The 11,723-nt window shown below is 48.1% G+C and carries 10 protein-coding genes; 4 read left to right on the top strand and 6 right to left on the bottom strand.

Features of this window, described 5'->3' with window-relative positions:
* Positions 1-26: 26 nt before the first annotated feature.
* The 3 genes from V8Q34_RS05730 to V8Q34_RS05720 form a co-directional block, all read right to left on the bottom strand.
* On the bottom strand, positions 27-2,633 hold the full coding sequence (locus V8Q34_RS05730; protein WP_033142914.1) for an HAD-IC family P-type ATPase: 2,607 nt from the start codon (positions 2,631-2,633) through the stop codon (positions 27-29).
* A gap of 357 nt (positions 2,634-2,990) precedes the next feature.
* Positions 2,991-3,683 (bottom strand): hypothetical protein, encoded by a 693-nt coding sequence (locus V8Q34_RS05725; RefSeq protein ID WP_335835049.1) that lies wholly within the window; start codon positions 3,681-3,683, stop codon positions 2,991-2,993.
* Entirely contained in the window at positions 3,680-4,012 is a 333-nt protein-coding gene (locus V8Q34_RS05720; protein ID WP_148391949.1) for a PadR family transcriptional regulator, read from the bottom strand. Before V8Q34_RS05720 ends, V8Q34_RS05725 begins: the two co-directional genes overlap by 4 nt.
* 199 nt (positions 4,013-4,211) lie before the next feature.
* Between V8Q34_RS05720 and V8Q34_RS05715 the strand changes: the two genes are divergently transcribed.
* Entirely contained in the window at positions 4,212-4,796 is a 585-nt protein-coding gene (locus tag V8Q34_RS05715) for a sugar O-acetyltransferase (protein ID WP_054350398.1), read from the top strand.
* Between the two features lie 18 nt (positions 4,797-4,814).
* Positions 4,815-5,651 (top strand): alpha/beta fold hydrolase, encoded by an 837-nt coding sequence (locus V8Q34_RS05710; protein ID WP_052099644.1) that lies wholly within the window; start codon positions 4,815-4,817, stop codon positions 5,649-5,651.
* Positions 5,652-5,827: 176 nt separating this feature from the next.
* Here the strand turns inward: V8Q34_RS05710 and V8Q34_RS05705 are convergent, their stop codons facing one another.
* Positions 5,828-6,637, bottom strand: a complete 810-nt coding sequence (locus V8Q34_RS05705; RefSeq protein WP_227246868.1) for a tyrosine-protein phosphatase — start codon at positions 6,635-6,637, stop codon at positions 5,828-5,830.
* A gap of 162 nt (positions 6,638-6,799) precedes the next feature.
* Positions 6,800-9,886 carry a glycoside hydrolase family 2 TIM barrel-domain containing protein gene (locus tag V8Q34_RS05700; protein WP_256129840.1) on the bottom strand — a complete coding sequence of 1,029 codons (3,087 nt, stop codon included), beginning with the start codon at positions 9,884-9,886 and terminating at the stop codon, positions 6,800-6,802.
* A gap of 202 nt (positions 9,887-10,088) precedes the next feature.
* Here V8Q34_RS05700 and V8Q34_RS05695 point away from each other — a divergent pair, with 202 nt between their 5' ends.
* Both V8Q34_RS05695 and V8Q34_RS05690 read left to right on the top strand, forming a co-directional pair.
* The gene (locus V8Q34_RS05695) at positions 10,089-10,619 is read left to right on the top strand and encodes an AraC family ligand binding domain-containing protein (RefSeq protein ID WP_335835048.1); all 531 of its coding nucleotides are present in this window, start codon (positions 10,089-10,091) and stop codon (positions 10,617-10,619) included.
* A gap of 6 nt (positions 10,620-10,625) precedes the next feature.
* A complete protein-coding gene (locus V8Q34_RS05690; RefSeq protein WP_335835047.1) occupies positions 10,626-10,928 on the top strand; it encodes an AraC family transcriptional regulator in 303 nt (100 codons plus the stop codon).
* Here V8Q34_RS05690 and V8Q34_RS05685 read toward each other — a convergent pair.
* The gene (locus tag V8Q34_RS05685) at positions 10,902-11,723 is read right to left on the bottom strand and encodes a glucosamine-6-phosphate deaminase (protein ID WP_335835046.1); all 822 of its coding nucleotides are present in this window, start codon (positions 11,721-11,723) and stop codon (positions 10,902-10,904) included. The two genes, V8Q34_RS05690 and V8Q34_RS05685, sit on opposite strands and share 27 nt — an antisense overlap.

Here is an 11,723-nt window from a genome sequence, read left to right as displayed (position 1 = left end):
TTCTCCTCTCCTTCTCCCCTCTTTGATTACTTTTTCAGTTTCGCACGTACCCATTTCAGCGCCTGGATAACCGGCAGGTTTGCAATGGACAGGCCGTACACTGTGAAAAGCTGTGCCATATCCAATGTCTGCACGCTGAAAATTTTGTGCAGCCCCGGAATCATCAGCACAGAGGTGATTAATACTAATCCTAACACAAATGCACCGATGAGGTAAATATTATTAAAGAATTTCTTAGTAAATAAAACAGGTCTTACGGATTTACAGTTAAATCCATGCACCAGCCTGGAGGTACACAGGGTTCCGAATGCCATTGTCATGGCCAGGAGCGGGCTCTCCTGATAGCCGATGTAAAAACCTATCATGGTCATGATACCGATAACAAGACCTTCTGTCCCGATATAGGAGAGAAAATCCTTCGTCAGTATGGATTCATTCATAGGACGCGGTTTTTCCTTCATGACATCTTTGGTGTGAGGCTCCAGCCCCAGCGCAATAGCCGGAAGGCTGTCTGTCAGCAGGTTGATAAACAGCAGGTGTACCGGCGCAAACGGCACGGGCAGATTTGCCAAGGACGCGTACAGTACCGCCAGGATTCCCGCAAAGTTGCCTGAGAGCAGGAACTGGATGGCACTCTTTATGTTCTTGTAAACGTTCCTTCCGTTTTCCACTGCCTTGACAATGGTTGCAAAGTTATCATCCGTCAGGACCATGGAAGCGGCATCCTTGGACACCTCGGTTCCCGTTATGCCCATGGCCACACCGATATTGGCCTGCTTCAGAGCGGGGGCGTCATTGACGCCGTCGCCTGTCATGGAGACAATATTTCCCTTCTCCTGCCATGCCCTGACAATGCGTATCTTATGTTCCGGTGAAACACGTGCATAGACGGATATACCTTCCACAAAATCCTGCAGCTCCTCGTCCGTCATATTTTCAATCACAGCGCCCTCGCAGGCTTCGGATTCATCCTTCAGAATGCCGATACGTTTTGCAATGGCTGCTGCTGTCACCTTGTGGTCACCGGTTATCATGATAGGCTTAATGCCTGCACTGATACACTCTTCAACCGCGGCCCTGGACTCTTCACGCGGCGGGTCCATCATGGCGATCAGTCCCAGAAATACCAGATCATCTTCATCGTTCACACAGAGCTGTGTGCCGGCCTCCATCCGTTTATAGGCAAATGCCAGAACACGGAGTCCGTTTCCGGAAAACTTCTGGTTCTGCTCTTCGATGGCTCTGCGGTCTTCCTCTGTGATGGGGACTATCCCGCTATCTTTCTGTATGGAACAGACACGGTTCAACAGAACATCCACCGCGCCTTTTGTGATCATGGTGGCACCCTCTCTTAAATTATGAAGGGTGGACATCATCTTACGATCACTGTCAAAAGGCACCTCGCTGCATCTGGGGTACTTGTCGCGGACCACCTCCGCAGGGCGTCCCAGCTTATCTCCCTGGTTGATAAGGGCTGTCTCGGTGGGATCTCCAATCTCCTCGCCGTTTTTGTTGGTGGAGTCATTGCAGAGAATACTGTGGCGGAGAAGCTGCTTCTGTGCCGGGTCATCCAGGTCAATATTTTCCGCGGGAATCTCACGGCCTTCTACATAGTAGTATTCTACTGTCATCTTGTTCTGGGTCAGGGTACCTGTCTTGTCTGAACAGATAATAGATACACTTCCCAGGCCTTCCACTGCCTGGAGTTTACGTATAATGGCATGTTCTCTTGCCATTTTCTGCGTTCCGAAGGAAAGCACAATGGTGACAATGGAGCTGAGTGCCTCCGGTATGGCCGCAACAGCCAGCGCTACGGCAAACAAGAATGCCTCTCCCCAGGATTCTCCCCTGAAAACACTGACTCCAAACAGGATACCGCAGAAAACCAGAATTATGATGGACAGCTTCTGGCCGAACTGGTCCAGGTTCATCTGCAGCGGTGTCTTTTTCTCGGAAGTGGTTTTCAGCAGTTTAGCGATCTTTCCCACTTCTGTCTCCATGCCTATGGAGGTTACAAGGAAGGAGCCGCGGCCGTAAGAGACAAAGCTTCCTGAGAATACCATGTTGGTTCTGTCACCCAGCGGTACCTCGCCTTCGATGGGGTCTTCCGTCTTATCCACGCCCAGGCTCTCACCTGTCAGGGCACTCTCATCTACCTTAAGGCTGGCATTTTCAAGGATCCGTCCGTCAGCCGGGACATAGTCGCCCGCTTCCAGCATGACAATGTCGCCCACAGTCACCTGGTCAGAGGGTATCTTCGCCACATCGCCGTTTCTCAGGACCTTCGCCTCAGGCCCTGACATGGCTTTGAGGCTGTCAAGAGACTGCTCTGCCTTCACGGTCTGGACTGTTCCGAGAATGGCATTCATGGTGATGACCACCAGGATGACAATGGCACTCTCCATTTCGCCCAGAACACCGGAAACAATGGCTGCCACGATCAGGATGATCACAAGAAAATCTTTGTACTGCTCCAGAAAAATCTGCGGGATGGATTTTTTCTTTTCTTCCAACAGAGCATTGGGGCCGTATTTTTCCTGATTGGCCTTAATCTGTTCGTTTGTCAGAGGCTGCGTGCTTCCATTGATGGTTTTCTGCGCCTCTGTCCTCGACATTTGATAAAATTCTTTCATTCGCTCTCCTCCAAACGTTTTTTGCGGAACCCATGCCGTGCTGCCATGGTTCCATGTGTGGATACGTACTGCTTATCTCTAGTGTGCTTTGTAAAAACCTCTTTCATACCATTTTGCTCGTATGCCCTGCCATAACCATTGGTTTTTCATGGCCTGCAACGCAAAAAAGCGAGGCTTTTACTGCACAACAAGCATGCAATAAAAGTCTCGCTGTTTCATCACGATACGGACGGGATATTCTCCCATCGAGATTGACGATATCGCAAACGCCGACGGCGCCAGCTACTCCCTCTTATTAATGGATACTATAACCGATTGCTTTTGAACTGTCAATGATAAATTTGTAAAATATTCCTGTCAGCCGCCATCCTTCACCGCCTCATGATACATATGAATATAAAATACAAGCTTTGTCAAAAGAAAAAGCAGCAGTTGTACGCCGAACACAATGCCGGCATGAATTTCCCAGACCAAATCCTGCTGATCATTAAAAATATACAGCGGCAGACAACATAGTGCTGCTCCCAGAAAACCTGCCGCTGCCGGAACCATCCTCTGCATTCTTCTGCCAAACACGTATTTACTGCTCACAAATATCTGGATTCCGCTGATGCAAAATAATAATGCCATATATACAGAACCAAATACAACCGGAATTTTCATGATTCCATTTTCTTGCGTATACTCGAGGAATAAAACCATAGCCCAAAACCAAAGATTACTCACACACAGTTCCAGCCAGTACAGCAGTTTCTCGCCGACAGTCGCTGCACCAGTGCTCTCTGCCAGTGAATCACAGAAGTATTTTGGATCTTCTCCTATGATATCAGCCAGAGACTCTCCTCTCTCCCGCGCCTCTTTTGCCATTGCAATCAAATCTCGTTTAATGAGCTCCTGGTCATATAAGCCAATCCTCGGCAGGCTTAAAGCTTTCATCAGTAGATTTAATACATTCCAGTCAGGACCTGCCAGTTTTGCGGCTTCATCTTTATTGTTCCTTCTGATTTTCAGATAAGGATTATGAAAAATAACCTCTACACCTGTATTCATATGTTCACCCCCTGCTTCAAAATAGAATCTACCGTCTCTGTCACCTGATGCCAGCACGTTTCAAATTCTCCAAGAAGTTCCCTTCCGCTTTCTGTGAGTGAATAATATTTTCTGCTGGGACCCAATGGGGATGGGCGGATAGTGGATGAGATCATCTTCTTTTTCTCCAGACGTACTAAAAGCGGATAGATAGTACCTTCCTTCATATCTCCAAAACCAAAGCCCTGTAGCTTTGTCACGATCTCATATCCATACGTTGTCTCCAGACTTATAATCTTTAAAATGCACCCTTCCAGCGTCCCCCTCATAAGCTGTGACTTGTCATACATTCTCTCACCGCCTCTACTTTGTATCGCCTAGTACCTTGTATAACTACATTGTACCACATAGTAGCAATGTGTCAATGTATTATCTATAAGAAATGTTTTTCCTTGCTTAAAGAATATAGAACACTTATAATTAAAAAAACGCAGAAAAATATCACCGCCCTGCTGAAATACCACGGCGGATGGTTATGGAGGATGAGAAATGACAGAGCGAGAGAAAATGCTGGCCGGAGAGCTGTACGACTGCGGTGACCCGGAGCTTTTAGCCCAATGGCACCTGGCTAAAAATCTAATTCGGGAGTACAATGGACTTCTGTCTGAGAATCTGGAGGAAAAGGACCGCATCTTAAACCGTCTTCTGGGCAGCCGGGGTGACAATCTGTGGATCACCGCGCCTTTTTATGTGGATTACGGGAACAATATTTATTTCGGAAATAACTGTGAAGTGAATATGAACTGCACCTTTCTGGATGACAACAGAATTGAGATCGGCGATAACGCGCTGATTGCCCCAAATGTGCAGATTTACACAGCCTTTCATCCCACCAACGCGGCAGACCGGTTCGGCCCCTTAAAGGAGGACGGCAGTTTCTCTTTCTGCAAGACCAGGACGGCACCTGTCATTATCGGTGATAATGTGTGGATCGGCGGCGGCGCTGTGATTCTGCCCGGTGTGACCATCGGCAGCAATGTGGTCATCGGCGCGGGAAGTGTTGTGACAAAATCCATTCCTGACAACAGTGTCGCTGTGGGAAGTCCCTGCAGAGTGATACGGGAAAACTGTTAAATCAATTAGGAGGAAAATATGAATGCTCCGGGCAAAATGGTAAAAGTTAACGATACATATATGCACGTCTTCTCTATACCCCCTTCAACCACGGCAATGCATCACCCAATTGTATTCTTGTCCGGTTCCGGCACGGAATGTCCTACATATGATTTTAAACCGTTATGGCATTTGCTGAAGGACCGGCTCCACATCGTGGTAGTTGAACGCCCGGGGTATGGATGGAGCGGGCAGACCAGTCATCCGCGGGATATTGACACCATTCTGGAAGAAACAAGGGAAGCTTTAAAGCAGGCAGATATAGCCGGTCCATTTATTCCGGCACCCCATTCCCTTTCCGGCTTGGAAGCTATATACTGGGCTCAAAAATATCCGGATGAAGTCTATGCCATCCTTGGACTGGACATGGCTGTTCCTCAGGTATATCGGATTATGGAGATACCAAAATACTTTCCTCTCCTGGCCCGGTTTGGACATCTTCTGCGCAGGCCGCTTGCAGCAGCTATGGTTAAAAACCATCCTGCCGTGAAAAATAATCTATTGGATAAAACGGAACGGGAGGCAATGGAAGTTATTACTTCCAGACAATTGCTGAGTAAGAATATGATGGATGAAATAGATTATGTAAAAGAAAATGCTGTTAAAGTTGAAAATGGAAAATCCCCTCAAGTTCCCTTGCTGTGCTTTCTGTCAAATGACAAGGCAAATTTGAAAGCAGTACCTGCATGGGGCAGAATACACAGGGAATATTTTTCCGCTAATGATAATGCCCATTTCATTGATTTAACATGCGGTCATTATGTTCACCGGGAAGCACCTGATATCATAGCTGAATCCATAATTCAATTTTTATAACCATGCAGTAAACTTTATGTATTTACTGCACTCGCCATGCATAAGAGTTGTGACAGCGGGTATTCGTCCTATCGCAAATTGACCTCTAACGGACAAATACCCGTACCTATTAATTAAGCTGGCCCTCTCCCGGCAGGCGTAAACGTGAGAAGTACCACACATCTGCCTTCTGCCCTCTATTCCAGATACATCTCCTTCAATATATCTGTTTTCTCATCTGTAATCCCCAGCCTCTCCCTCAAAAATGCTTCGGTACTTCCGCACTGTCTCTCCGTCTCCGCGAACATGGATTCTATATAACTTCTCTCCGCGCCGTTTAGAATGCGGATTCCATTGAGAATGCGTTCATTCTGCACTTTTGCAGCTACTTTTGCGACCATGGCTTCTGTCTCCGGTTCCAGATATCCATTTGTCAGAAGATAGTCCCGGATGATCACTTCCCGTTCCACGCCAAGCGCAGTCAGCAGAAGGGCTGTGGCTGTGCCTACCCGGTCCTTTCCCGCAGAGCAGTGCCAGAGGACAGCCCCTTCTTTTTGAGCTAAAAGGATATCAAAGAAATGCTTCAGTCCGGTGACGGAAAAATCGTCAGAGACAAGAGCCAGATAAATTTTTTCCATGTTTTCCTTTGGATGGTTTTCCGCCTCCTTCAGCAGTTCCAGGATCATGGCTGAAAGACTGTCCGCCTGCTCCTGTCCCTCTCTGGTGATTCCCAGCATGGCATCACTTAAAAGAGGATTATGTATGAATTCCACCCCTTTTATCTCCGGGTCCGGCAGTTCTGTCTTCTCACCGTTTGTCCTTAAGTCCACCACTGTTTTCAATCCATACTCCTCTGTCAGTTGTCTGATATCAGACTCTGTACATTTTCCAAGGGCACCGCTTCTTAACAGGCGGCAGTGTCTGATCGTCCTGCCGTCCTTTACTGTATACCCTCCCAGATCCCGTGTATTATAAACAGGGCCTTCCATTTCAATTCTGCTGCACATAGTATCCTCCTCCATGAATAAACATTTTGTCCTGTGTTTCCTGTGCGCAAACAGCCCGCATCAGAAAATCCCGCGTAGGAAAATGGGGCTGCCGCCCGCCCTGTCTGCTGTCTCGCAGAGAGAGCCGGCCGCATCCCCATTTTATATTTTCAATTATTCTGTTTATTTTACCACCGGAAGCAGGCTGATTGCAAAGGTAAATTCATTTTCAACAAAACGGTACTTCTCCAGAAGTCTCGGTCCGCAGCTGTTGGAGCCGATTCCGTTCTGGCGGTAGTCCAGGCAGAACACTGTGTAGGGGGAGGCTTTCAGCTCATAATTATGTGCCTTTTCCGTCAGCTCCTCCTGTGTGTATACAGACGCATTGAAGGCAAAGGTATCTGCGCCCACTGCTGCCAGGCTGATCCTGCTGCCCTCAGCCTTCACATAATCACAGTCATCGTGGCTGCCGTTCTCCTGCGGACGGATATAATCCTCATGCAGCTCTTTTACGGCGGCATGGAACTCATCATGATAGCTGGCTCTGCGTTTATCCTGATAACTCTCCACAGGGCCAAGTCCATAGTATGTGATGTCCGCCATATCGCGGGGCAGGAACAGGCGCAGGCCGAATCTCGGAAGTTCCGGGAATTCCGGGTCTTTCTTCACATCCAGCTTCACGTCAATCCTTCCGTTGGCACGGATCGTCCATGTGGCATCAATATCCAGGATTCTCTGGATGATAACTGCTGATACGGAAAGAACTGTGTGGATCTGTACTTCCTCTTCCAGAACCGTGTAATCCGTGCGGTAAGCCCTTGTCACGATCTTGTCGTACTTCGCTTTTCTCCAGATGTTCTTAATATTTCTGTCATTGTCTGTGGGTGCTCTCCAGATGTTGTATTCCATCGGGCGCTCCAGAACCTTGCAGTTTACATAACTAAGTTCAGAGAAGAGACCAGTCAGCTTGTCATAAGTATAGGAGAATTTGTCTGTGCTTACGAACAGATTCCTGTCATCCTGGGCTACGCTGAATACAGGCGGCTGCCCTGCCTCTTTGCCCGCCTCTCCGGATTCCTCTGTCACTTCCAGAATCTTCACTGCCTTCTGGTTTCTCATATCCTTTGTCTGGAGCTGAATCTCATCAAAGCCCAGTTTAAAGCCTTCCGGCAGAAATCTTGTGGCATTCTTCAGATGATATTCCAGCTTCAGGTAACATTTACCTGCTTCCGGAACCTCATAATCCAGGGCAATCACACCCTCTTCATGAGCGCTGATGTCAGGCATGTCATCCGGGCAGATGCATCCTTCCCCGATCATGCTTCCGTCACAGTTTACCGTATAAGTTATATAGAGGTAGTCCTTTAAGTTTACATAATCCATATAATTGTGCAGAACTGCCTCTTTCTTCTCCTGGTCAAAAGAAACTACTCTGGCCGGACGGTGTACATTTTTGAATTCACGCAGGCCTGTATGCGGTGTGCGGTCAGGATATACCAGACCATCCATACAGAAGTTGCCGTCCTGCGGGTACTCCATGTGGTCGCCCCCGTACGCGTATTTTTTCTTTCCTTCAATGGTCTTGCCCATGTAAATGGCATGATCACACCACTCCCATACAAAACCACCGCAGGCGCCGTCGTACTGCTGGAAGACCTGGAAATAATCCTCAAAATCTCCGGGGCCGTTGCCCATTGCATGGCAGTATTCGCACATAACGAAAGGTTTATCCGGGTTTTTTGCAAAATAGTCGTGGATCTCCTCAATAGCCGGATACATACGGCTGTGAAGATCTATATTGGAATAATCGTATTTTTTATCCTTGGATGTGTAGCGGGCACTCTCAAAGTGGGTCAGTCTGGTATGGTCAAATTCCTTTGTCCAGGCCAGTGCCGCCTCAAAAGTACAGCCGTATGCACATTCATTTCCCATGGACCAGATCACTACACACGGACGGTTCTTATCTCTGTGCACACAGCGCTGTGTCCTGTCCACAGTCGCCTCCGTAAATGCAGGGTTATCCGCAATGGCCTGATTCCATCTGGAAGCCCTCTCCTCCCAGGAATCATCTTCCATATAGATATCAGCGGTTCCGTGGCTCTCATTGTCCGCCTCGTCAATAACAAAGAATCCGTATTCGTCACAGAGCTGATAGAACTGCGGCGCATTTGGATAGTGGCTGGTACGGATGCAGTTGATGTTGTGCTCTTTCATTAACTGCAGGTCTTTTTTCATCTGTTCCAGGCTGATGGCAAACCCTGTAACAGGATCGCTGTCGTGGCGGTTGGTGCCATGGAATTTCACCTTTACTCCATTTATGTAAACCACTCCGTCTCTGGTACAGATTTCACGGATACCCATACGGTCTGTGATAACCTCTCCGGCAGCTTCCAGCACTACTTTGTACAGATACGGCTCCTCCGCGTTCCAGAGAACCGGATTTTCCAGGGTCATGCGGATCCTGCCGTCCTCTGATACCCGGCTGCTCTCTGCTTCCAGACTGCCCTCTGCATTGTAAACAGAGATTTTTACAGGAACTGCCTCGTTAAAATAAGTCACTGCCACATCGACTGACGCACTCTTTCCATCCGGCGCAATGTCTGTTGTGAGGAAATAATCAAAGATTCCCTGTGCGGGACGTTTCAGCAGATATACATCCCTGAAAATACCACTCATGCGGAATTTATCCTGGTCCTCCAGATAACTGCCGTCGCACCATTTCAGAACCAGAACGGCCAGGGTATTCTCACCCTCTCTTAAAAAGCTGCTCACGTCAAATTCACTTGTGGAGTGTGACACCTGGCTGTATCCCACATAACTGCCGTTTATCCATACATAAAAGCAGGAATCCACGCCTTCAAAGTTCAGGTAAGCTTTGGGCGCATTTTCATCCTCTGCATAGGTGAATGTATGCACATAGGCTCCGCAGGGATTTTCCTGAGGCACATACGGCGGGTCCATGGGGAATGGATAACGTGTGTTGGTATACTGGTGTCTGTCATATCCGAAATTCTGCCAGCATCCCGGCACAGGAATCTCATCAAAGCTTCCCGTCTGGTATCCCTCTCTGAAAAATTCCTCTTTCAAGTCATAGATGCTGTCAAAATATTTGAATTTCCAGCTGCCGTTTAACAGCTGGAATCTGTCGGAATTCTCTCTGTTCTCACACAGATCGTCTCTCTGTGTGCCTGCAGGGATATAGTAAGCCCTGTTCGGCATGGTGTTCTCGTGCAGCATGTGAAGGTTCTCATAATATCTGGGTACAATCATTGGTCATAGCCCTCCTGAAAATATATTTTTTACTGTAACTGTTCCGCGCCCGCGCAGGAAATGCGCAGGCCTGCCAAAAAGTCACCTCATACTGCCTATTATAAAATACGTCACAGCAAAATCCATATCCTGTATTAGACAAAACATGCACAAAATGATACAATCAATAAAAGCAGTTTAAGGAACAAAGGAGCATCTGCCTATGTACGTGAATACCGGATATTTAAACCATGCGGAAACAGATCTGGAAAACCCACAGATCCCCCTGCGCATAAACAGCAGCGGGATATACCGGGTCATCTCCCGTCCTTCCATGTCAACGCTCAGGCCCAAAGGGCGGGCTGATTACCAGCTTATCTACATTGCCTCCGGGCGGGCCTGGTTCACTTTCGGCCAGGAAAAGATTGAAGTGGGCGAGGGAAACATGGTCCTTCTGCGCCCCTTCGTCCGACAGGAGTATGTCTACTATGGAAAAGATAAACCGGAGGCCTTCTGGGTACACTTTACAGGGTACCGGGCAGAAGCCTTGCTGGATGCCGCCGGATTTGCACAAAATCAAATTCTGTATGCCGGTGTTTTTTCCGAATACAGGGACCTGTTTTTCCAGATGATACGGGAACTTCAGGTGTTCCGTCCGGCCTATGAGGATCTGCTCCCCCTCCTTTTGGAACAGCTTCTGCTCCTGGTACGCCGCCACCGGATCGAAGGCCCCGGGGAGCGGCACAGGATTTAGAAGGAGATGGAAAAGGCCATCCACTATTTTAATGAAAATTATTACCGGGATATAAAAATCGAAGACTATGCCAGACAGCAGCATATGAGCACCTGCTGGTTTATCAGAAGTTTTAAACAGTACACCAACGTGCCGCCCCTGCAGTATCTCACCTCCGTCCGCATCCGCAGAGCCAGGGAACTTCTGGAGACCACAGATTATACGGTCAGTGAGATCGGGGCATTGGTTGGGTATGACAATCCGCTGTATTTCAGCAGGATTTTTAAGAAACAGACAGGGGTGTCACCTGCCGGGTACAGGAAAACCTGATTCCGCCAGCAGGTCCTCTATTCCTCCCGCGGCGTCTTCATCCAGGACAACAAGCCCTCCCGGCAGAAGTTTCATGACAGTCCCCGGCAGCTCCTCCGTGGGCTGTGTATTATACATTTTTTTCACAATATCCTGTTTCGCTTTTCCGGAGACCTGAAGGATCACTTTCTTTGCCTCAAACATGTGGTGTACACCAAGGGTGATTCCTCTGGTCAGCTTCATTGGGTAAGAAAAGTATTTCTGCCCTACATTCATGGTTGTCTCTGAAAGCTCTACCACTTTTGCATAATCCTCAAAACTGCCTCCTGGCTCATTTAATCCCAGATGGCCGTTCATGCCCAGTCCCAGCAGCATAAGGTCGATTCCGCCATGGCTGAATATGATCTGGTCAATCCGGCTGCATTCCTCCTTAAAATTCGCTGCGTGGATATCAAACAAATGCATTTTCTCAGGCTGAATCCCCAGCGGGCCGTACAGATGCTTCTTCAGGAAATTTGTACAGTTTTCCCTTTCATCCTCCAGATCCAGCCATTCATCCAACGCAACAAATTCGGCCTGTGAAAAATCAATTTCACCCTTTTCTTTCATCTCCCGCAGTATCTCACAAGTCCTTACCACAGTGCTGCCGGCAGGAAAGCACAGCAGTGCATCCTTCTTTTCCTCCAGGCACTCTTTTACCAGCTCCGCGCATCTCCTTGACATACCCTCCATATCCGGGCATACTTCTGTGGCTGGAATCCTGATTGGGAGACATGCTCCCAAACTTTCTGCAATTTCCTCCATACAGTTCGGCAA

Source organism: Blautia sp. JLR.GB0024 (genome assembly GCF_037000545.1).
Lineage (GTDB): Bacteria > Bacillota > Clostridia > Lachnospirales > Lachnospiraceae > Blautia > Blautia celeris.
The sequence above is the reverse complement of the archived record's forward strand: the minus strand, read 5'-3'. Positions and strand labels throughout refer to the sequence as shown.

What these genes read in the sequence shown, in the direction of transcription:
- V8Q34_RS05730 (WP_033142914.1), bottom strand. Translation starts at nt 2,633, where the DNA reads ATGAAAGAATTTTATCAAATGTCGAGGACAGAGGCGCAGAAAACCATC.
- V8Q34_RS05700 (WP_256129840.1), bottom strand. Translation starts at nt 9,886, where the DNA reads ATGATTGTACCCAGATATTATGAGAACCTTCACATGCTGCACGAGAAC.
- V8Q34_RS05715 (WP_054350398.1), top strand. Translation starts at nt 4,212, where the DNA reads ATGACAGAGCGAGAGAAAATGCTGGCCGGAGAGCTGTACGACTGCGGT.
- V8Q34_RS05695 (WP_335835048.1), top strand. Translation starts at nt 10,089, where the DNA reads ATGTACGTGAATACCGGATATTTAAACCATGCGGAAACAGATCTGGAA.
- V8Q34_RS05710 (WP_052099644.1), top strand. Translation starts at nt 4,815, where the DNA reads ATGAATGCTCCGGGCAAAATGGTAAAAGTTAACGATACATATATGCAC.
- V8Q34_RS05725 (WP_335835049.1), bottom strand. Translation starts at nt 3,683, where the DNA reads ATGAATACAGGTGTAGAGGTTATTTTTCATAATCCTTATCTGAAAATC.
- V8Q34_RS05720 (WP_148391949.1), bottom strand. Translation starts at nt 4,012, where the DNA reads ATGTATGACAAGTCACAGCTTATGAGGGGGACGCTGGAAGGGTGCATT.
- V8Q34_RS05705 (WP_227246868.1), bottom strand. Translation starts at nt 6,637, where the DNA reads ATGTGCAGCAGAATTGAAATGGAAGGCCCTGTTTATAATACACGGGAT.
- V8Q34_RS05690 (WP_335835047.1), top strand. Translation starts at nt 10,626, where the DNA reads ATGGAAAAGGCCATCCACTATTTTAATGAAAATTATTACCGGGATATA.